Origin of the sequence: Bartonella sp. PS7NMGDW (assembly GCF_042193585.1) — a bacterium.
Taxonomy (GTDB): Bacteria; Pseudomonadota; Alphaproteobacteria; order Rhizobiales; family Rhizobiaceae; genus Bartonella; species Bartonella grahamii.
Genome location: NZ_JBHILX010000005.1, coordinates 1 through 21,795 on the forward strand (window position 1 = coordinate 1; position 21,795 = coordinate 21,795).

The window sequence follows — 21,795 nt, forward strand, 5'->3', positions numbered from 1 at the left end:
AACATTAGAAACATTGTGCGAAGCGTGCTTTATAGAGAAATGTTAGAAAATCCTATTCCCTAACTTTTATTTACGCGCCCCTCACTTAAAAAAACATATGAAAAATCAACAGCTTAATAGGAATATAAAGCTATATGGTGGGCGATGAGAGACTCGAACTCCCGACATCCTCGGTGTAAACGAGGCGCTCTACCAGCTGAGCTAATCGCCCAATGCAATGACCAGCAATTGAATGGAGACTCTTTAAGGAAAAATTTTTCTAAACGCAAGAATAAAGATGGTATTTGATAATTTTTTTTAAAAATGCATAATCCTTCTTGACATAAACGCATGAACCCCTTACACGACCGCTTGTACCAAATTAAATTGGTTCGAAAAAAATGCGCGGGTGTAGCTCAGTTGGTTAGAGTGCTGGCCTGTCACGCCGGAGGTCGCGGGTTCGAGCCCCGTCACTCGCGCCATTTCATGATTCCTTATGAAATTTTCTTTTTTTAATATCCATATGCTATGAGTGAGGTGGTGGAGTATTCGATTGGGGGATAAATGTGTTTTTTCTTCCTTTTTATATGGTTTATAAGAATAGGGCTTGCGTCTTTCTTTGCTCTGCGTTACCTATGCCGATAAGAAAAGTATCGCTCTGTATGCCTTTGAAGCAGTATGAATAGAGTTAATAGAGCGATTGTTAAATTTGTCTGTTTGGTTTCGCAATATTGAATCATTGTGTTAAACTCAGGTGTTTCGTTACGATGGAAGAGGGTTATGGCTTATTTATTGAGCTCTTATTTGCCAGTCTTGATTTTCATTATTGTGTCAGCGGTTATTGCTGGAGTTTTGTTGATTACACCTTACATTGTAGCATATCGTTCCCCCGATCCTGAAAAGTTATCGGCTTATGAATGTGGGTTTAATTCATTTAGTGATGCACGCATGAAGTTTGATATTCGTTTCTATTTGGTATCAATTTTATTTATTATTTTTGATCTTGAAGTTGCTTTTCTTTTTCCTTGGGCTGTTTCATTCGAATCGATAGGTATGTTTGGCTTTTGGTCGATGATTGTGTTTTTAGCGATTTTGACTATTGGATTTATATATGAATGGAAAAAAGGAGCCCTGGAATGGAATTAAGATCTAATAATTCAACGATTGCAGCTCCAAAACCAAAAGGAATCATTGATCCAAATACTGGTGGGCTGATAGGATCTGATGATAAGTTTTTTCGTGATATTAATGCTGAATTATCAGATAAGGGTTTTTTAGTTACCTCGGCAGATGCTTTGATTACTTGGGCTCGCACCGGTTCTTTAATGTGGATGAGTTTTGGTTTGGCTTGTTGTGCTATCGAAATGATGCAATGCTCAATGCCTCATTATGATAATGAGCGTTTTGGCTATGCACCACGAGCTTCACCCCGTCAGTCAGATGTAATGGTGGTGGCAGGTACTCTAACAAATAAGATGGCTCCTGCTTTAAGAAAAGTGTACGATCAGATGCCAGAGCCACGTTATGTGATTTCTATGGGATCATGTGCAAACGGTGGGGGATATTATCATTATTCCTATTCAGTGGTGCGTGGATGTGATCGTATCGTGCCTGTCGATATATATGTTCCAGGGTGTCCACCTACAGCAGAGGCATTATTATACGGCATATTGTTGCTACAGAAAAAAATCCGTCGTACCGGATCCATAGAGCGATAGAGAGTTTTCTTGTCATGATGGATGAAACTTTGGTTGAACTTGCTGCTTATTTGGAAAATAAGTTAAAAAATAAGCTTGAAGAGACTGTTATTGCTTTTGGTGAATTGACCGTTGTGGCACGTCTTGATGCAATTATCGATGTCTTAATGTTTGTTCGTGATGATTCGCGCTGTCAATTTATTAATCTCACAGACATTAGTGGTGTGGATTATCCTTCTCGCGATAAGCGCTTTGATGTTTCTTACCAATTGTTATCTCCTCGTGAGAATTTACGCTTACGTGTAAAAGTTCGTACGGATGAAAATACTCCTGTTGCTTCAGCTTGTACGGTTTATCCTGGCGCAGAGTGGTATGAACGTGAAACGTATGATATGTATGGGATTTTATTTTCAGGACATCCGGATTTGAGACGAATTTTAACAGATTATGGGTTTGAAGGATATCCTTTACGCAAAGACTTTCCTGTGACAGGATTTGTTGAATGTCGTTATGATAATGAAGCAAAGAGGGTGATTTATGAACCTGTTGTTTTGCGCCAAGAGATGCGTAATTTTGATTTTCTTTCTCCTTGGGAAGGGGGCCAGTATACTTTGCTATGTGATGGAAAAGCGGATGAAAAAAAATAATATTGGTTTTGATAAGGCATTATATTAGAGTACTGTGTTTCTTAAATAATTAAATATTTTTTAGTATGATAGATTTTTTTGATATTTGATATGAAGTTTTTTAAAAGGCAAGGGGTTGATTGTGGCTGAGGTCAATGTTCGAAACTTTAATATCAATTTTGGTCCGCAGCATCCTGCCGCGCATGGGGTTTTGCGCATGGTTTTGGAGTTGGACGGCGAAGTTGTTGAGCGTGTGGATCCACATATTGGGCTATTGCATCGCGGTACCGAAAAATTAATGGAAACAAAAACTTATCTTCAAGCGGCTCCTTATCTAGATCGTTTGGATTATGTTGCTCCTATGAATCAGGAACATGCTTTTGTTCTTGCTGTTGAAAAGTTATTGGATATTAAAGTTCCTAAAAGAGGGCAATTAATACGTGTTTTGTTTTCTGAAATTGGGCGTATTCTTAATCATTTGCTTAATGTAACGACACAGGCAATGGATGTTGGTGCTTTAACGCCACCGCTTTGGGGATTTGAACAGCGTGAAAGATTGATGATTTTTTATGAGCGTGCCTGTGGCGCTCGTCTTCATGCAAATTATTTTCGTCCCGGTGGCGTGCATCAAGATTTACCAGAATCTTTAGTTGAAGATATTGGTGATTTTATTGATCCATTTCTTGTTTCTCTCGGAAAACTTGATGCGCTTGTGACCCCGAATCGGATTTTTAAGCAGCGTAATGTGGATATTGGCGTTGTAAGTATTGATGAAGCTTGGGCACGTGGTTTTTCTGGGGTTATGATTCGTGGAGCTGGTGTTCCATGGGATTTACGTAAAAGTCAGCCTTATGAATGTTACGATGAAATGGAATTTGATATTCCTGTAGGTAAGAATAGCGATTGTTATGATCGCTATCTTATTCGTATGGAAGAAATGCGTCAATCAGCAAAAATTATGCGCCAATGTGTGGAGCGTTTGCTGAGTACTGAAAAAAATGGACCGGTTTCGAGCTTGGATCGCAAAGTTGTACCACCGAAACGGAGTGAAATGAAAAGTTCGATGGAAGCACTAATTCATCATTTCAAGCTTTATACGGAAGGTTTTCATACGCCTCCTGGAGAAGTATATGTTGCTGTGGAAGCTCCGAAGGGTGAGTTTGGTGTTTATCTTGTTTCTGATGGAACCAATAAGCCTTATCGTGTCAAGTTGCGTGCTCCTGGGTTTGCGCATCTCCAAGCTATGGATTTTTTAACCAGAGGTCATATGCTGGCGGATGCTACAGCTATTTTGGGTTCGATTGATATTGTTTTTGGGGAGGTTGATCGCTAATGTCCGTGCGCCGTCTTGCAGATGAAGTTTATCAGCCCGCTGAGTTTTCTTTTACAAAAGAAAATCAGATATGGGTAAAAAATACTATAGAGAAATATCCTGTAGGGCGTGAGCAGTCTGCTGTAATTCCGTTATTAATGCGTGCTCAAGAGCAAGATGGTTGGGTGACACGTGCCGCGATTGAGCATATTGCTCAGATTCTTTCTATGGCTTATATTCGTGTTCTGGAAGTTGCAACTTTTTACACTCAGTTTCAGCTTAAGCCTGTTGGAACAAAAGCGCATATTCAAGTTTGTGGTACAACCCCTTGTATGTTACGTGGATCTGGTGAATTGATTAAAGTTTGTCAGAAAAAAATTCATCATGAACCTTTTGTTACCAATCAGAATGGAACCTTATCATGGGAAGAGGTAGAATGTCTTGGTGCTTGTGTGAATGCTCCGATGGTTATGATTTTTAAAGATACTTATGAAGATCTTACAGCTGAGCGTCTTGAAGAAATTATTGATGCATTTGAAGCTGGGAAAGGTTCTGAGATAACGGTTGGTCCGCAAAGTAGCCGTAAGTCGTCGGAACCGATTAGTGGTTTAACTTCTCTTATTGATGATGAGAAGGAAAAAAAGATCTCTTAAGTCTTCACCCAAAAAGGATAAGGAAAGAGTGGGAACATAATTAAGTATTTTTCTTGAGAAAATATTTTATTATTCTACCCATGATGGCAACATTTAATGAAAAGTAAGAAGTTTTGAAAAGATATTTAAAAATTGCATTTGAGGAAAAGCGGAAAATGCTATGGGTAATAGAAAAAAAGGTGGGGTATGCTAGCTGATAAAGATCGTATCTTCACCAATATTTATGGTTTAAAAGACAAATCATTAAAGGCTGCGATGTTGCGTGGGCATTGGAATGGTCTGAAAGAGATGATTGACAAAGGTCGTGATTGGATCATTGATGAGGTGAAGGCATCGGGTTTACGCGGTCGTGGTGGTGCTGGTTTTCCTACCGGAATGAAGTGGTCCTTTATGCCAAAGCAGAATGATGGGCGTCCTCATTATTTGGTTGTCAATGCCGATGAATCTGAACCTGGAACTTGTAAAGACCGTGATATTTTACGTCATGACCCCCATACTTTGATTGAAGGATGTGCAATCGCTACTTTTGCTATGGGAGCCAATGTTGCTTTTATTTATATTCGTGGTGAATATATTCGTGAACGTGAAGCGCTTCAAGCTGCCGTTGATGAATGCTATGATGCGGGTTTACTTGGCAAAAAAACGAAATATGGGCATGCTTGTGATATTGTTATTCATCATGGAGCTGGTGCTTATATTTGTGGTGAAGAAACAGCTCTTCTTGAAAGTCTTGAGGGGAAAAAGGGACAACCTCGGCTTAAACCACCATTTCCTGCCAATATGGGGATTTATGGCTGTCCAACAACAGTAAATAATGTAGAGTCCATTGCTGTAGTTCCAACAATTTTGCGGCGGGGTGCTTCGTGGTTTTCATCAATCGGACGAGCAAATAATGTTGGAACGAAATTATTTATGGTTTCAGGGCATGTTAATGCACCTTGTACATTTGAAGACGCTCTTGGTGTTTCATTCCGTGAATTAATTGAAAAACATACGGGTGGTGTTCGTGGTGGATGGAATAATCTTTTAGCAGTTATTCCAGGGGGAGCTTCTTGTCCAGTTGTCCGTGGTGAGGATATGATCGATGCAATCATGGATTTTGATGGGATGCGAGATGTTGGGTCTTCTTTTGGCACGGGGGGAATGATTGTTATGGATAAATCAACCGATATTATCAAGGCAATTTGGCGTATAGCTGCTTTTTTCAAGCACGAGAGTTGTGGTCAGTGTACACCGTGTCGTGAGGGGACGGGGTGGATGATGCGTCTTTTAGGGCGTATGGTTGAGGGAAGAGCGCAAAAACGCGAGATTGATCTTTTGTTTGAAGTGTCGAAACAGGTTGAAGGACACACTATTTGTGCGCTTGGTGATGCTGCCGCATGGCCTGTACAGGGGTTGATACGTAATTTTCGTCCGGAAATCGAGCGTAGAATTGATGAATACACGCGAAATGTAGTCCAAAGCAAAAATATTGCTTTAGAAGCTGTAGGATAGAAGATTTTTTAAAGAGCAGCCGAATGCAAATTTTAAGTGGGTTATCCGCAGGTTGGATGGGTGATGATAAATATCAAAGTTGATGGCAAAGAGATTGAAGTTCCTGATTACTACACGTTGCTTCAGGCTGCTGAGGCGGCTGGGGCAGAAATTCCACGTTTTTGTTTTCATGAATCTTTGTCAATTGCTGGAAATTGTCGTATGTGTTTGGTTGAGGTTAAGGGTGGTCCTCCGAAACCTCAGGCTTCTTGTGCTATGGGGGTTCGTGATTTACGATTGGGGCCTAACGGTGAAGCACCTGAGATTTTTACCAATACGGCGATGGTAAAAAAAGCACGTGAAGGTGTTATGGAATTTCTTCTCATTAATCATCCTTTGGATTGTCCTGTGTGTGATCAAGGGGGAGAATGCGATCTTCAAGATCAAGCAATGCTTTATGGGCGTGATTGTTCTCGTTATAGTGAAAATAAGCGTGCTGTAGAAGATAAATATATTGGGCCACTTGTGAAGACAGTTATGACACGGTGTATCCATTGCACACGCTGTGTTCGATTTACAACAGAAGTCGCAGGTATTTCTGAGCTTGGTTTGATCGGTCGCGGCGAAGATGCTGAAATTACGACATATCTTGAAAAAGCTATGACATCTGAATTACAGGGAAACGTTATTGATCTTTGTCCGGTGGGAGCTTTAACTTCAAAACCTTATGCGTTTCATGCTCGTCCGTGGGAATTGGTAAAAACGGAATCAATTGATGTGATGGATGCGCTTGGTAGTGCGATCCGTATTGATAGCCGTGGCCGTGAGGTTATGCGGATTATGCCGCGTACGAATGAAGATGTAAATGAGGAATGGATCTCTGATAAAACGCGTTTTATTTGGGATGGATTGCGCACTCAGCGGCTTGATAGGCCATATGTACGCAAATATGGAAAGCTTCAGCCTGTCAGTTGGACAGAAGCTTTTGCAAAAATTAAAATGGTGGTTTCTAAAACCTTGCCAGAAAAAATTGGAGCGATTGCTGGAGATCTTGCGTCTGTTGAGGAAATGTATGCCCTTAAAGCATTATTGAGTTCTTTGGGCTCAACGCTTTTTGATTGTCGCCAAAGAGGGGGGGCTTTATCGCCTGAGTTTGGGCGTTCGAGTTATATTTTTAATCCTACAATTGCAGGTATTGAACAGGCTGATGCACTGCTTATTGTGGGATCTAATCCACGTCATGAAGCGGCTGTTTTAAATGCGCGTATTTTAAAGCGCCAACGGATGGGAAATTTTCCTATTGCATTAATTGGAGAGAAAGTCGATTTACGTTATCCTTATTCTTATCTTGGATCTGGGAGTGATACATTAACGACACTTATTCGTGGAGAGGATGTTTTTTTAAATGTCTTAAAAGAAGCGAAGAGGCCCCTTATTCTTATCGGAGAGGGAGCTGTTTCAGGAAATGAAGGTTTATCTGTTTTAAAAAGTCTTGCTAAATTAGCTGACAATATTGGTGCTCTTAGTGAAGAATGGAATGGGTTTGGGATTCTTCATAATGCAGCATCGATTGTTGGAGGATTGGACATAGGCTTTACTTCTAAGCTTGGGGTTGCAAATATTCTTAAAACCTGTGAAGTTTTATTTTTACTTGGTGCTGATGAAGTAGAATTAGCCAATACAAAAGCTTTTACAGTTTATATTGGTAGCCATGGTGATAATGGTGCACACGCTGCTGATGTTATTTTGCCTGCATCTGCTTACACTGAAAAATCAGGGCTTTATGTGAATACAGAAGGACGTGTCCAAATGACAAATCGGGCTGGTTTTGCTCCAGGTGAAGCAAAAGAAGATTGGGCTATTTTGCGTGCTTTATCGGATATTTTAGGACAAAGGCTCCCTTTTGATTCTCTTTCTCAATTAAGACAATGCTTGTTTAATGATTATCCACACCTTTGTGCTGTTGATGATATAGTACCTTCTGATATAAGTGGTCTTAAGGCGCTTGGTTCAAAAATGGTTTCTCTAGAGAGTCACACCTTTACTTCTATGGTTAAAGACTTTTATTTAACAAATCCGATAGCACGTGCTTCTGCTGTTATGGCTGAATGTTCATCTCTTGCAAAAAACCGTGCTACGCAAACTATAAAGTAAGGCAAAGGAAAAGGAATAATGATGTATGATTTCTTTATGACTTGGCTGTTGCCATTACTCATTATAGTTGGAAAAACACTTCTTCTTTTGGTCGTTCTTTTGATCTTAGTTGCTTATCTTCTTTACGCAGATAGAAAGATTTGGGCAGCGGTGCAATTGCGTCGTGGACCAAATGTTGTTGGTCCATGGGGTTTGTTACAGTCTTTTGCAGATTTAATTAAATTTGTTGTTAAGGAGCCTATTATCCCTGCAGGTGCAAATAAGGGTGTTTTTCTTTTGGCTCCTTTTGTTTCAGCGACACTTGCTTTATCAACTTGGGCTGTTATTCCTGTCAATGAGGGCTGGGAGGTTGCGAAGATTAATGTTGGCTTGCTTTATATCTTAGCCATTTCATCTCTTGAGGTTTATGGTGTCATTATGGGGGGATGGGCATCGAATTCAAAATATCCTTTCTTAGGAGCCCTTCGTTCGGCGGCACAAATGGTTTCTTATGAAGTTTCCATTGGTTTTGTGCTTGTGACTGTCATTTTAATAAGTGGTTCGTTGGATCTCACAACAATTGTTCATAAACAAAGTTCTGGAATTGGTACAACTCTTGGTCTTCCTTTTAACAGCTTTCTCGATTGGAATTGGTTGGTCCTTTTTCCAATGTTTATTATATTTTTTATTTCTGCGCTTGCAGAGACAAACCGTCCTCCATTCGATTTGGTGGAAGCAGAATCTGAACTTGTAGCTGGTCATATGGTAGAATATTCTTCAACGCCTTACATGCTTTTCTTTCTTGGTGAATATGTTGCGATTGTTTTAATGTGCGCATTAACAACTATTCTATTTTTAGGCGGTTGGCTGCCACCTTTAGATGTTTGGTGGCTTAATTGGGTTCCTGGTATCATTTGGTTTATTTTAAAAGTCTGTTTTGTATTTTTTTGGTTTGCTATGGTTAAAGCATTTGTTCCACGTTATCGCTATGATCAGCTCATGCGGCTTGGTTGGAAGGTTTTTCTTCCTCTCTCACTAGCAATGGTTGTGATAACTGCTGCTTTTTTAAAGTTTACGGATTTCGTTTAAGAGGAGATTTTACGATGTCAGGTTTTATTCAAGCGGCAAAGTCACTTCTTCTATTGGAATTTGTGAGTGCTTTTTTCTTAGCCATGCGTCAATTTTTTTCACCAAAGCCCACGATTAATTATCCTTATGAAAAAGGCTTTGTATCTCAGCGTTTTCGCGGTGAGCATGCATTGCGTCGCTATCCAAATGGTGAAGAAAGGTGTATTGCTTGTAAATTATGTGAAGCAATTTGTCCTGCTCAAGCGATTACAATTGAAGCTGGACCACGGCGCAATGATGGTACGCGTAGAACTGTTCGTTATGATATCGATATGGTTAAATGTATCTACTGCGGTTTTTGTCAAGAGGCTTGTCCGGTTGAAGCTATTGTCGAAGGTCCAAATTTTGAGTTTGCGACGGAAACACGTGAAGAACTTTATTATGATAAAGAAAAGCTTTTATTAAATGGAGATCGCTGGGAGCGAGAAATTGCTCGCAATATATTGATGGATGCGCCTTATCGCTAAGTGTATCGTTAAATGAGGTGTCGGATATTTTCCGATAAATTGTAATCTGGTATGAAGTTTATACCAATTGTTTGAATAATTAAGGAGAAGCCTATGCTAACAGATCTAGCGGCGGCATTTTTCTATTTGTTTGCTTTTATTATGCTAACAAGTGCAGTTATTGTTATTACAGCACGCAATCCAGTGCATTCTGTTTTGTTTTTAATTCTCGCATTTTTTAATGCAGCAGCTTTATTTTTGCTTGCAGGAGCAGAATTTTTAGGGCTTATTCTGCTTGTTGTGTATGTAGGAGCTGTCGCTGTTTTATTTTTGTTTGTCGTTATGATGCTTGACGTTGATTTTGCTGAGTTAAAGAGTGGAACTCTTCGGTATGCTCCTATTGGAGCTCTTATTGGTGTTATTATCGCTGTAGAATTGATTGTTGTTTTTGTGAGTAGCTATTTTTCTCCAGTTTTGAGAACACATGTTACGCAACCAATGCCAGATTTAGCGCAGCGAACAAATACACAAGCATTAGGAGATATTCTCTATACGGATTATGTTTTCTATTTTCAAATTGCTGGAATGATTTTATTGGTTGCAATGATTGGGGCTATTGTTTTAACACTTCGTCATAAATTAGGAGTAAAGCGGCAATCTATTGCGGAGCAAGTTTCTAGAACGGTAGAAAGTGCCATTGAAATCAAACAAGTTGAATCAGGTAAAGGTATGTAAGGGGGGCTATGTAGATGTATATTGATATTACACATTATCTCACTGTTTCTGCTTTGATGTTTACAATTGGTATTGCTGGAATTTTTCTCAACAGAAAAAACGTGATTATTATCTTGATGTCCATTGAGCTTATATTGCTTTCAGTTAATCTCAATTTTGTTGCGTTTTCAGCATTTCTTCATGATCTCGTTGGTCAGATATTCGCTTTATTTGTCTTAACCGTAGCAGCTGCCGAAGCTGCCATTGGTTTAGCAATTCTGGTCGTTTTTTTCCGTAATCGTGGTTCTATTGCGGTTGAAGATGTTAATGTAATGAAAGGCTAACCACTGATGTATTATACGATTGTCTTTCTTCCGCTTTTGGGTTTTTTAATTGCTGCACTGGGTGGAAAAACGATAGGAGATCGTGCGAGTGAATTGATAACATGTAGCTTTATGGTTGTTGTTGCCATATTATCGTGGATAGCATTTTTCAGTATTGCACTTGGTCATATTCCAAAGATTGACGTATTGGTATTACATTGGATGACTGTTGGTGACTTAAGCTTTAACTGGGCTTTACATGTTGATGCATTAACAGCTGTCATGCTTATTGTTGTGAACAGTGTTTCGGCATTGGTACATATTTATTCAATTGGTTATATGCACCATGATCCTTCAAGGTCTCGTTTTTTTTCTTATCTTTCTTTGTTTACATTTATGATGCTTATGTTGGTTACATCCAATAATTTGATTCAGATGTTTTTTGGATGGGAAGGTGTAGGACTTGCTTCTTATTTACTCATTGGTTTTTGGTTTCAGCGCGATTCTGCTAATAAGGCTGCAATGAAAGCTTTTGTGGTCAATCGTGTTGGAGACTTTGGTTTTCTCTTAGGAATCTTTAGTATTTTTGTTTTATTCCAATCGGTTGATTTTGCCTCTATTTTTGCAAAAGCTGCAAACAATAGCTTTATACAAAATATGACATTTTTAGGTTGGCAATTTGATGGGCAGACGGCAATTACCATTACATGTCTTTTATTATTTATTGGTGCGATGGGAAAATCAGCACAATTTCTTTTACATACTTGGCTGCCTGATGCAATGGAAGGGCCAACCCCTGTATCAGCGCTTATTCATGCCGCTACAATGGTAACGGCTGGTGTTTTTATGGTTGCGCGTATGTCGCCAATTTTTGAACTTTCTTCGACTGCTTTGACCGTGATTATTATTGTTGGTGCAACAACAGCGTTTTTTGCAGCAACTGTGGGGTTGGTGCAGAATGATATTAAGCGTGTTATTGCTTATTCTACATGCTCTCAACTTGGTTATATGTTTGTGGCATTAGGTGTTGGAGCTTATGGCGCTGCTGTCTTTCATCTTTTTACGCATGCTTTTTTTAAAGCCTTATTGTTTCTTGGTGCAGGTTCTGTGATTCATGCTGTATCTGATGAACAAGATATGCGAAAAATGGGTGGGTTACGCAAACATATAAAGGTCACCTATTGGATGATGATGGTCGGGACCATTGCATTGACCGGTGTTGGGATTCCAGGAACACTTTTCGGGACTGCAGGTTTTTTCTCGAAAGATGCGATTATAGAGTCTGCTTTTGCATCCCATAATATTGCTTCAGGATATGCTTTTTATCTTCTTGTTTTTGCTGCCTTTTTAACAAGTTTCTATTCATGGCGGCTTATCTTTATGACATTCCATGGTAAACCACGGGCAACAGTTGATGTTATGCATCATGTTCATGAATCGCCTCCAGTTATGTTGATTCCACTCTTTCTTTTATCTATTGGAGCAATATTTTCTGGTGTCGTTTTCCAACCTTACTTTTTTGGTGACTTGTATAATGCTTTTTGGAAGGGAGCATTATTTACAAGCAGCCACAATCACATTCTTCATGATTCCCACCATGTTTTTAATTGGGTAAAATGGTCGCCATTTATAGCGATGGTTCTTGGGTTTATTTTAGCTTATTTATTTTATGTTTCTATTCCATCTCTTCCTAAGAAAATGGTTCGTATTATGCCAAGAGCATATAATTTTCTTTACCAAAAATGGTATTTCGATCAATTATATAACTTTTTATTTGTTCGTCCTACCTTTAGAATTGGTTCTTTTCTTTGGAAAGTGGGAGACGGTAAAATTATTGATGGTTTAGGTCCTAATGGTATCGCAGCGCGTGTTGTTGATATTACAAATAGAATTGTTCGAATGCAAACAGGCTATCTTTACCACTATGCATTTGCAATGCTTATCGGCGTTGCATTACTCATTACATGGATGATGATCGGGGGCGTAAACTAATGACCGATTGGCCTATTCTTTCTACGGTTACATTTTTGCCACTTATTGGTGTGCTTCTGATTTTGTTTATCAAAGATGATAGTGAAGTAGCACGCCATAATATACGTAATGTCGCATTTTTTACGACTCTATTTGTTTTTATTATTTCTTTAATTATTTGGATAGGATTTGATTCTAGCAACCCAAATTTTCAAATGGTTGAAAAGTCCAGTTGGTTAGGGGGGGGCATTAGCTATCATATGGGGGTTGATGGTATTTCTATTCTTTTTGTTGTTCTCTCTGCTTTTCTTTTGCCTTTTTGTATTTTAGCAAGTTGGGAAAATGTTAAAGAGAGATTAAAGGCTTATATGATTGCATTTCTTCTTCTAGAAGTTGCGATTATTGGCGTTTTTTGTGCTCTTGATGCAATGCTATTCTATGTTTTTTTTGAAGGTAGCCTTATTCCAATGTTTATCATCATAGGTGTATGGGGTGGAGCACGTCGTGTTTATGCAAGTATAAAGTTTTTCTTATATACTTTACTTGGTTCAGTGCTTATGCTGGTTGCTCTTATGGCTATGTATTGGGAGGCTGGGACACTTGATATACCAACTTTACTCAATTACCAGTTTCCTGCTCATATGCAAATATGGTTATGGCTTGCATTTTTTGCTTCTTTCGCAGTTAAAATGCCAATGTGGCCGGTTCATACATGGCTTCCTGATGCTCACGTGGAAGCACCGACAGCGGGTTCCGTTATTTTAGCTGGTGTCTTACTCAAATTAGGTGGGTATGGTTTTCTTCGTTTTTCTTTGCCTATGTTTCCTATCGCTTCAGCAGATTTTGCACCTTTGATTTTCACATTATCACTTATCGCTATTATTTATACGTCGTTGGTTGCACTTGTTCAAAATGACATCAAAAAGCTTATTGCTTATTCTTCAATAGCTCATATGGGGTATGTGACAATGGGCATTTTTTCTGCGAATGAACAAGGGATACAAGGGGCTATTTATCAGATGCTATCCCATGGAATTGTTTCAGCAGCGTTGTTTCTTTGTGTTGGGGTTATCTATGATCGCTTGCATACACGTGAAATTTCAGCGTTTGGTGGTTTAGTGAATAATATGCCTAAATATGCTGTTGTTTTCTTAATTTTTACTATGGCAAATGTTGGTTTGCCTGGAAGCTCAGGATTTTTGGGTGAATTTTTAACCTTAATAGGTGTTTTTCAAGTAAATAAATTGGTTGTTGTTTTAGCAACAACAGGTGTTATCTTATCGGCAGCCTATGCCCTTTATCTTTATAGGCGTGTGGTTTTTGGTTCCTTGGATAAAGAGAATTTAAAAGTATTAATAGATCTTTCTTTAAGAGAAAAATTCATCCTTTATCCAATGGTTGTTCTTACAATATTCTTTGGTATCTATCCAACGCCTATTCTTAAAGCAACGGCGTTTTCCGTAGAAACCCTCATCAATAAACTGCACTAGATAAGGGAAGAATGCACATGCAAACTGAAATAATAGCGCAATTAGTCTTAATTCTTCCGGAGCTTTTAATCGCATTAGGAGCTGTCGTGTTGCTTATGTTTGGTGTTTATTCCAATACACGTGCTTCTTTAACAGTGACAGGTTTAGCCATGGCACTTCTTGTGGCAACTATTATTATTCTTATAGTTTTTCCGAAAAATGGTTCATTTCAAACCAATGCGCTCGTTATCGATTCCTTTAGTCGTTATATGAAAATTTTAATGCTTATTGGTGCACTCTTTTCTCTTATCATGTCTGTTGGTTTTGCCAATGCACAAAAGTTTAATATATTTGAATTTCCAGTGCTTGTTCTTTTAGCAACCCTTGGAATGATGTTTATGATTTCAGCTGGTAATATGCTGTCGCTTTATATGGGGTTAGAACTGCAATCTTTAGCTTTATATGTTTTAGCAGCGATTAATCGTAATAATGTAAAATCTTCTGAAGCTGGTATAAAATACTTTGTTTTAGGAGCATTATCTTCAGGATTGCTGCTTTATGGTATTTCTTTACTTTATGGTTTTACCGGTCAAATTGGTTTTCACGAAATTGCTCTTGCTTTAAAAGGTAAAAATTTACAATTGGGGGTCATTTTTGGAATTGTTTTTATTTTAGCTGGTTTGGCTTTCAAAATTTCTGCTGTTCCATTTCATATGTGGACACCTGATGTTTATGAAGGAGCGCCAACACCGATTACGGCATTTTTTGCTGGTGCCCCTAAAGTTGCTGCAATGGCTTTAATCATCCGTATTATTGTGATGACCTTTATTCCCCTAGGGCGTGTTGATAATGTGATGCCTGCATGGCAACAAATTTTGGTCTTCATGGCGATTGCATCAATGATACTTGGTGCATTTGCTGCAATTGGTCAAAATAACATTAAGCGCTTAATGGCTTATTCGTCGATCAGTCATATGGGCTATGCACTTGTTGGTTTATCTGCTGGAGATATGCTAGGAATAAAAAGTGTTATTCTTTATATGACGATTTATCTTGGAATGACGATTGGCTCATTTGCTTTTATTCTTGGAATGCGCTCTCAGAATGGCAATGTTGAAAATATTTATGATCTTTCAGGGTTAGCAAAGACAAATCCGTTTATGGCTATTGTTATGACAATACAGCTTTTCTCGTTAGCCAGTGTACCACCTATGGCTGGTTTTTTTGGGAAGTGGTATACATTTTCTGCTGCTGTCCATGCTGGTCTGACGCCACTTGCAGTCGTTGGGATGATAGCGTCTGTCGTTGGAGCTTTTTACTATTTACGAGTCATTAAAATTATGTGGTTTGATGACGCAAAAGCGCATTTTGTTGTTTTATCGAATGAGCTTCAATTTTGTCTTGGTCTTTCTGCATTGTTTATTTTATTTTATACACTTTTTGGAGTTTGGTTTGCTGAATTAGCAGAAAAAGCAGCAGCTGCATTGTTTTAATGAATATGGTTTATATTTTATCAGATTTTGCTCAAGAACAAGGATACACTATTGAAGCGTACGATAGTGTTGACTCAACAAATCTCACTGCGCAACGAAAAGCGCAAACTGGTCATCAAGGTAATCTTTGGATTGTTGCACAAGAACAATCACAGGGAAGAGCAAGAAGAGGGAGGACTTGGTCTAGTCCCAAAGGGAACCTTTATTCTAGTCTTTTATTAATTGATGATATTGTTCATCAAACTGCAGCTCAACTTGGTTTTGTTGCTGGAATAAGTGTGGTAGAGGCAATAAAACAATTGATAAAAGATGAAAATCAGACAAACAATATTGTGAGTTTAAAATGGCCAAATGATATTTTGTTACAAGGAGCTAAAAGCTCAGGAGTTTTGCTTGAGATTTTAAAGTTGTCATCACAACAATATGCATTGGTTATTGGTATTGGAATAAATGTGAAATATAATTATGAAGATGCACCTTATCCCACTTCAAGCTTAAAGAATATCGGTTTGCATATTGAAGCAGAACAATTATTTACGGTTTTGACGGAGTGTTTTTCTAGAAATTACCTTCTTTGGAAACAACCAAAAGGATGTGAAATAATCCGAAAAAAATGGCTTTTATATTCTGCTCACCTTGGGAAACATGTCAAAGTGGTGAATGATGAAAAAGTCATTGAGGGTGTTTTTGATGGTCTTGATAGTGATTTTAACTGCATCATAAAGCAAAAAAATGGTCAGACAGCCATTATAACAGCTGGAGATATTCATTTTGGTTCGGCTGCTTCTATTAATGCAGGTTGTTATTAAAAAATTATTTTACCATCAGATACCTTAATGATTTTGGGAGATGTTTATGGTTGCAGCTAATAAGAATGAGTTTGTTTTTTTACCTCTGGGGGGGGTAGGTGAAATAGGGATGAATTTAGCTGCTTACGGATTTGGTCCCCAACATCTTCGTGAATGGCTGCTGGTTGATATGGGAATTAGTTTTGCTGGTTCTGAATTACCAGGAGTCGACCTTGTTTTTCCTGATATTCGTTTTCTAGAAAGTGAAAAACATAATATACGGGGTCTTGTTTTAACACATGCACATGAAGATCATTATGGGGCCGTTCTTGATTTATGGCCAAAGCTACAAGTTCCAATTTACTGTACGCCTTTTACAGCAGGATTATTGGAAACTAAAAAACAATTAGATTTTGAATCTCAAAAAAATTTACTCAATATTTTTCAAGCTGGTGATTGTTTTCAGGTAGGTTCCTTTACTGTAGAGGCTATAGCTGTTAACCATTCAATACCAGAATCTGTATCTTTAGCAATTACAACCTCTTTGGGGACTGTGATTCATACTGGTGATTGGAAAATTGATCATACTCCTTCACTTGGGGCTGTGACGGATGAAAAAAGATTTCGTGCGTTAGGAAAAAAAGGTGTTTTAGCATTACTTTGTGATTCTACAAATGCGTGTCGGGATGGTATATCTCCATCAGAGCAGCAGGTTCAAGCAAGTCTTTCTGAGATTATTTCCAAAGCTGAAGGGCGCGTTGCAATAGCAACTTTTTCTTCTAATATTGGTCGGATACGTTCTATTGCTCTTGCAGCTGAAGCTGCTGGACGTAAGGTGCTTGTCATTGGGCGTTCCCTTAAGCGAAGTATTATGGTTGCACAAGAGCTTGGTTATATGAATGGTTTAGCACCATTTGTAACGGAAGATGATTATGGTTACATTTCGCGAAAAGATCTTGTTTTAATTGTCACAGGGAGCCAAGGTGAGCCATGTGCTGCTTTGGCTAAACTGTCACGTGATGGAATGAGAAATATTACACTTTCTGCTGGTGATACCGTTATTTATTCATCACGAAGTATTCCAGGAAACGAAAAAGCGATTATTGAGGTACAAAATCGTTTCATTGATTTGGGTATTGAAATTATCACGAATGAAGATGCACTTGTTCATGTTTCCGGTCATCCCCGTCGTTCAGAACTTTTACAGATGTATGATTGGGTAAAGCCACAGATACTTGTTCCTGTACATGGGGAAGCAATGCATCTTAAGGCTCAGGCAACTTTAGCGCGTCAAGCGGGTATTAAAATTGTTACAGATATCAGAAATGGACATATGTTACGTTTTGCACCGGAGCCTGTAGAAGTTGTTGATCAAGTTCCTGTTGGCCGCATCTATAAGGATGGTTGCCTAATTGGAGATGAAAATGAACTAGGGATTCGTGAACGTCGCAAACTAAGTTATGCTGGTCATGTTACTATTTCTCTCCATATAAATAGTAAGCATGAATTATTAGGGGATATAGGTCTAACAACATTCGGGTTACCTGAAAGTAATGGAAAGGGAGAAAGTTTAAAAGATATTCTTTTAGATATTATAGAAAATACAGTTTATAATATCCCACGCATGAAACAGAAAAATAATGAACTTATTCGAGAGGCAACACGACGTGCTGTGAGGGCGGCTGTTCATGAAATTTGGCAAAAAAAACCTATCTGTACAGTTTTTTTACATCGGTCAAAATAAAAGAGCTTTCATATTACGTTATTTAAAAAGAGAAGAGCATTTTTATTTTATTGCTAAATAAGAAAAATAAAGAATAAAGCCTGGTAAATTTTTAAATAGTAAGATCGTTATATTTGCAAGTATTCAGAATGCGGCTATAGATGAATAGAGGGTGTGATAAATTGTTCCGATATGATAGGTGTGATTAGGAGTTAGTTATTTAATGCGTCTTACTCAATATTTCCTTCCACTTTTAAAAGAGAATCCTAAGGAAGCAGAGATTGTTTCTCATCGGCTCATGTTGCGTGCCGGTATGATTCGCCAACAAACATCAGGAATTTATTCTTGGCTTCCCTTAGGAAAAAAAGTGCTTGATAAAGTTTGTAAAATTATTCGTGAAGAGCAAGAACGTGCGGGTGCAATAGAAATATTGATGCCTACAATTCAATCTGCTGATCTTTGGCGTGAAAGCGGTCGTTATGATGATTATGGTTTGGAAATGCTTCGCATTAAAGATCGCCAAAAGCGTGATTTACTTTATGGTCCAACCAATGAAGAGATGGTAACAGATATTTTTCGCTCATATGTTCGTTCTTATAAAGATCTTCCACTTAATTTATATCATATTCAATGGAAATTTCGTGATGAAATTCGCCCACGTTTTGGTGTGATGCGGGCACGAGAATTTTTAATGAAAGATGCTTATTCTTTTGATCTTGATTATGAAGGTTCTAAAACATCTTATAATCGTATGTTTGTTGCTTATTTACGCACTTTTTCTCGTCTTGGTTTAAAAGCAATTCCTATGCGTGCAGATACAGGTCCAATAGGGGGGGAACTCAGTCATGAATTTATCATTTTGGCTGAAACGGGAGAGAGCGCTATCTTCTGTGATAAACAATTTCTTGAACTTACTGTTCCTGATAGTTCAATCGATTTTAGTGATAAAGCTGTTTTGGATGATATTGTTAAACAATGGACATCTTTTTATGCAGCGACGGAAGAAATGCATAATGAAGAGGAGTGGGCTAAAATTTCTGATCATAATCGTCTTTCAGCGCGTGGTATTGAAGTCGGGCATATTTTCCACTTTGGCACGAAATATTCTGCTCCAATGGGAGCAAAAGTTATGGGACAAGATGGAAAAGAGCATGTAGTCTCTATGGGATCTTATGGTATTGGACCTTCGCGTCTTGTTGCGGCCGCTATAGAGGCTTCTCATGATGAAAATGGTATTATTTGGCCAAAGTCGATGGCACCGTTTGATTTTGGAATTATCAATATGAAATCCGATGATGAAAAATGCACAAAGACATGTGAGTTTCTCTATCAGGGATTAAAGGAGGCTGGTTTTGATCCATTATTAGATGATGGAAATGAACGTCCTGGATCAAAATTTGCAACAATGGATTTGATTGGTTTGCCAACGCAAATCATTGTTGGTCCTAACAGCATTGCACAAAATGAAGTTGAAATTAAAGATCGAAAAACAGGTGTAAAAAAATCTCTAAAGGTTGAAGATGTACTCAGCCAACTTTCTATAAATTAATAGGAAATGTTATGAAGAGGCTGAAAGACAAATGGTTTTCATCTTATGAGTGGATGATCGCTTTTCGTTATATGATTCCCAATAAAAAACATGTCGTTGCATCTGTTATTTCAATTATTTCTCTTATTGGGATTATGTTGGGCGTATTTGCTCTGGTTGTTGTTATGGCGGTGATGAATGGCTTTCGTACAGAACTTCTCAATCGTATTCTTGGTATGAATGGGCATCTTATTGTTCAAACTGTTGATTCTGGTTTTTCTGATTATAAGACTCTTATTTCTTCTTTAGAATCTACAAATGGTGTGAAGTTTGCTTTGCCTGTTATTGAAGGTCAAGCGCTTGTTCAAGGTGAAGTTCAAGGTGGCTCTGGCGCATTAGTTCGTGGTATGCGCAAACAAGATCTAGAAAAGCTTAAAACAGTCTCTCAAAACATTAAATTAGGATCGATTTCTCGGTTTGATGAAGAAGAAGGTGTTGCAATTGGAAGTGGCTTAGCAGAAAAATTGGGACTGACAGTTGGAAGAGATATTCGTATTATTACTCCAGATGGTGATGAGACTCCTTTTGGCGTTACCCCACGTGTGAAAGCTTATAAAGTCGTTGCTATTTTTGAAGTTGGTATGTCTGAATATGATTCAATATTTATCTTTATGCCTCTCCATGAAGCACAAATATTTTTTAATTTGGGAGATAAGGTTCAGTCTTTAGAATTATTTCTAAATGATCCTGATGCTGTTGATCAAATAAAACCTATTGTAGAAAAAACAGTTGATCAACAGGTCTATTTAATTGATTGGCGTACACGCAATCAGGCTTTTTTTTCAGCCTTACAGATTGAACGAAATGTTATGTTTTTCATTCTTTCTCTGATCGTTCTTGTTGCTGCTTTAAATATTATTTCAGGGCTGATTATGCTTGTAAAAGATAAAAGTCATGATATTGCGATTTTACGCACGATGGGGGCTCAGCAGAGTGCGATTTTGCGTATATTTATCATTACAGGAATGATGATTGGTTTTATTGGAACTATATTGGGTTTAGTTTTAGGTGTTATCGCGACCGCTAATATTAATCATATCCAAGACTTTATATCTTGGTTATTTAATGTCGACGTTTTTAATCCTCAACTTTATTTTTTAACAAAATTGCCTGCACAAATTGAGTGGAAACAGACCATCTTGGTTGCTATGATGGCTTTATTTTTGTCGTTTCTTGCTGCTCTCATTCCGGCATGGCGTGCTGCTAAGCTAGATCCCGTACAAGCTTTGAGGTATGAATAATGACAGCTATTTTAGAGCTTGTAGAGATTGAAAGACACTTTTTCGAGAGTCATAAGCCGCTTATTGTTTTAGATAAAGCGAATTTTATTCTTAATCGTGGAGAGCTTGTTGCACTTGTTGCACCATCTGGTGCTGGAAAATCAACACTTCTTCATATTGCTGGATTATTAGAAAAACCAACAGCTGGTGATGTGATGTTACGGGGTATTTCTTGTGCAAAGCGCTCTGATAGTGAGCGAACAGCTATAAGACGAAATGATATTGGTTTTGTTTATCAATTTCATCATTTACTTCCAGAGTTTACGGCGTTAGAAAATGTTATGATACCGCAAATGATAGCAGGATTAAAAAAATCCATAGCAGAAGATCGTGCGCGCAAATTATTGACGTATCTGCGTGTTTCTCATCGTGCTAACCATCGTCCCTTAGAGTTATCGGGAGGAGAACAACAACGTGTTGCTATTGCACGTGCAGTAGCAAATGGCCCTTCGGTTCTTTTGGCTGATGAACCTACAGGAAATCTTGATCCCGTAACTTCAGCTTATGTTTTTCAAGCTTTATCTATCCTTGTTCGCCAGTCGGGTCTTTCTGCTCTTATTGCAACACATAATTACGCTTTGGCTAAGCAAATGCATCGTCGAATTACACTTAAAGAACAAAAGATTATAGAACTTCCTTAAAAGCAAGGTACAAATTTTATACGACTAATTGAATAGTTTATATTACTTTATTCAAGGAGATTTTTTATGACAGTTTTTGTCGTTGACAAAAATCAATTAGATGTGCGTCGTCGTCGATTGATTTTTCGTGCATGGCATCGCGGTATTCGTGAAATGGATCTCATTTTTGGACATTATGTCGATACTCATATTACTGAAATGAATGATAAAACGCTCTCTGAACTTGAATATATTATGTCTTTTGATGATCGTGATTTACTCACATGGATTACTGGAGAAGTTTCGCCACCCTCTGAAGTTGATAGTCCACTTTTTCGTGATATTGCCAATTATCGTACTTGCTTAAGTTATTAATCCC

At 38.2% G+C, this 21,795-nt stretch carries 19 protein-coding genes, 2 tRNA genes and 1 pseudogene; 21 read left to right on the forward strand and 1 reads right to left on the reverse strand.

Annotation, left to right across the window (positions count from 1 at the left end; all coding sequences use genetic code 11):
* Positions 1 to 135: 135 nt before the first annotated feature.
* Positions 136 to 211, reverse strand: a tRNA-Val gene (locus tag ACFIKJ_RS03750).
* A gap of 173 nt (positions 212 to 384) precedes the next feature.
* Here ACFIKJ_RS03750 and ACFIKJ_RS03755 point away from each other — a divergent pair.
* From ACFIKJ_RS03755 to ACFIKJ_RS03855, 21 genes and pseudogenes are all read left to right on the forward strand, one after another.
* Positions 385 to 461: transfer RNA gene (locus ACFIKJ_RS03755), tRNA-Asp, on the forward strand.
* Positions 462 to 759: 298 nt separating this feature from the next.
* Positions 760 to 1,125, forward strand: coding sequence for an NADH-quinone oxidoreductase subunit A (locus ACFIKJ_RS03760; protein ID WP_005773599.1), 366 nt, complete (start codon positions 760 to 762; stop codon positions 1,123 to 1,125).
* Complete coding sequence (locus tag ACFIKJ_RS03765) at positions 1,116 to 1,697, forward strand: NADH-quinone oxidoreductase subunit B family protein (RefSeq protein ID WP_273723174.1); 582 nt, start codon at positions 1,116 to 1,118, stop codon at positions 1,695 to 1,697. The genes ACFIKJ_RS03760 and ACFIKJ_RS03765 overlap by 10 nt, the downstream gene beginning before the upstream one ends.
* Before the next feature lie 14 nt (positions 1,698 to 1,711).
* On the forward strand, positions 1,712 to 2,323 hold the full coding sequence (locus ACFIKJ_RS03770) for an NADH-quinone oxidoreductase subunit C (RefSeq protein ID WP_375670268.1): 612 nt from the start codon (positions 1,712 to 1,714) through the stop codon (positions 2,321 to 2,323).
* 121 nt (positions 2,324 to 2,444) lie between these two features.
* Positions 2,445 to 3,635 carry an NADH-quinone oxidoreductase subunit D gene (locus ACFIKJ_RS03775; protein ID WP_375625911.1) on the forward strand — a complete coding sequence of 397 codons (1,191 nt, stop codon included), beginning with the start codon at positions 2,445 to 2,447 and terminating at the stop codon, positions 3,633 to 3,635.
* Positions 3,635 to 4,307: pseudogene (gene nuoE, locus ACFIKJ_RS03780) on the forward strand (NADH-quinone oxidoreductase subunit NuoE). The gene ACFIKJ_RS03775 and the pseudogene nuoE overlap by 1 nt, the downstream one beginning before the upstream one ends.
* Before the next feature lie 146 nt (positions 4,308 to 4,453).
* Positions 4,454 to 5,761, forward strand: a complete 1,308-nt coding sequence (gene nuoF, locus ACFIKJ_RS03785) for an NADH-quinone oxidoreductase subunit NuoF (protein ID WP_375627308.1) — start codon at positions 4,454 to 4,456, stop codon at positions 5,759 to 5,761.
* A 63-nt stretch (positions 5,762 to 5,824) separates the two neighbouring features.
* Positions 5,825 to 7,894, forward strand: coding sequence for an NADH-quinone oxidoreductase subunit NuoG (gene nuoG / locus ACFIKJ_RS03790; protein ID WP_375670296.1), 2,070 nt, complete (start codon positions 5,825 to 5,827; stop codon positions 7,892 to 7,894).
* 21 nt (positions 7,895 to 7,915) lie between these two features.
* Positions 7,916 to 8,962: an NADH-quinone oxidoreductase subunit NuoH gene (gene nuoH, locus ACFIKJ_RS03795; RefSeq protein ID WP_375625919.1), complete on the forward strand. Its 1,047-nt coding sequence runs from the start codon at positions 7,916 to 7,918 to the stop codon at positions 8,960 to 8,962.
* A gap of 14 nt (positions 8,963 to 8,976) precedes the next feature.
* Positions 8,977 to 9,468 (forward strand): NADH-quinone oxidoreductase subunit NuoI, encoded by a 492-nt coding sequence (gene nuoI, locus ACFIKJ_RS03800; protein ID WP_273723184.1) that lies wholly within the window; start codon positions 8,977 to 8,979, stop codon positions 9,466 to 9,468.
* Positions 9,469 to 9,561: 93 nt separating this feature from the next.
* Positions 9,562 to 10,182, forward strand: coding sequence for an NADH-quinone oxidoreductase subunit J (locus tag ACFIKJ_RS03805; RefSeq protein ID WP_273723185.1), 621 nt, complete (start codon positions 9,562 to 9,564; stop codon positions 10,180 to 10,182).
* Positions 10,183 to 10,196: 14 nt separating this feature from the next.
* Positions 10,197 to 10,505, forward strand: a complete 309-nt coding sequence (gene nuoK, locus ACFIKJ_RS03810; protein ID WP_015856359.1) for an NADH-quinone oxidoreductase subunit NuoK — start codon at positions 10,197 to 10,199, stop codon at positions 10,503 to 10,505.
* A gap of 6 nt (positions 10,506 to 10,511) precedes the next feature.
* Complete coding sequence (gene nuoL / locus ACFIKJ_RS03815) at positions 10,512 to 12,476, forward strand: NADH-quinone oxidoreductase subunit L (RefSeq protein WP_375625917.1); 1,965 nt, start codon at positions 10,512 to 10,514, stop codon at positions 12,474 to 12,476.
* On the forward strand, positions 12,476 to 13,945 hold the full coding sequence (locus ACFIKJ_RS03820; protein WP_375625906.1) for an NADH-quinone oxidoreductase subunit M: 1,470 nt from the start codon (positions 12,476 to 12,478) through the stop codon (positions 13,943 to 13,945). The genes nuoL and ACFIKJ_RS03820 overlap by 1 nt, the downstream gene beginning before the upstream one ends.
* A 17-nt stretch (positions 13,946 to 13,962) precedes the next feature.
* Positions 13,963 to 15,417, forward strand: coding sequence for an NADH-quinone oxidoreductase subunit NuoN (nuoN, locus tag ACFIKJ_RS03825; protein ID WP_375627305.1), 1,455 nt, complete (start codon positions 13,963 to 13,965; stop codon positions 15,415 to 15,417).
* Entirely contained in the window at positions 15,417 to 16,226 is an 810-nt protein-coding gene (locus tag ACFIKJ_RS03830) for a biotin--[acetyl-CoA-carboxylase] ligase (RefSeq protein WP_375627304.1), read from the forward strand. The genes nuoN and ACFIKJ_RS03830 overlap by 1 nt, the downstream gene beginning before the upstream one ends.
* A gap of 46 nt (positions 16,227 to 16,272) precedes the next feature.
* The gene (locus ACFIKJ_RS03835) at positions 16,273 to 17,949 is read left to right on the forward strand and encodes a ribonuclease J (RefSeq protein WP_375627303.1); all 1,677 of its coding nucleotides are present in this window, start codon (positions 16,273 to 16,275) and stop codon (positions 17,947 to 17,949) included.
* Positions 17,950 to 18,151: 202 nt separating this feature from the next.
* Positions 18,152 to 19,477: a proline--tRNA ligase gene (gene proS, locus ACFIKJ_RS03840; RefSeq protein ID WP_375670269.1), complete on the forward strand. Its 1,326-nt coding sequence runs from the start codon at positions 18,152 to 18,154 to the stop codon at positions 19,475 to 19,477.
* An 11-nt stretch (positions 19,478 to 19,488) separates the two neighbouring features.
* Entirely contained in the window at positions 19,489 to 20,757 is a 1,269-nt protein-coding gene (locus ACFIKJ_RS03845; RefSeq protein ID WP_375625897.1) for a lipoprotein-releasing ABC transporter permease subunit, read from the forward strand.
* Positions 20,757 to 21,437 (forward strand): ABC transporter ATP-binding protein, encoded by a 681-nt coding sequence (locus ACFIKJ_RS03850; RefSeq protein ID WP_375653707.1) that lies wholly within the window; start codon positions 20,757 to 20,759, stop codon positions 21,435 to 21,437. Before ACFIKJ_RS03845 ends, ACFIKJ_RS03850 begins: the two co-directional genes overlap by 1 nt.
* Before the next feature lie 66 nt (positions 21,438 to 21,503).
* Positions 21,504 to 21,791, forward strand: a complete 288-nt coding sequence (locus tag ACFIKJ_RS03855; RefSeq protein ID WP_375627300.1) for a succinate dehydrogenase assembly factor 2 — start codon at positions 21,504 to 21,506, stop codon at positions 21,789 to 21,791.
* Positions 21,792 to 21,795 lie beyond the last annotated feature (4 nt).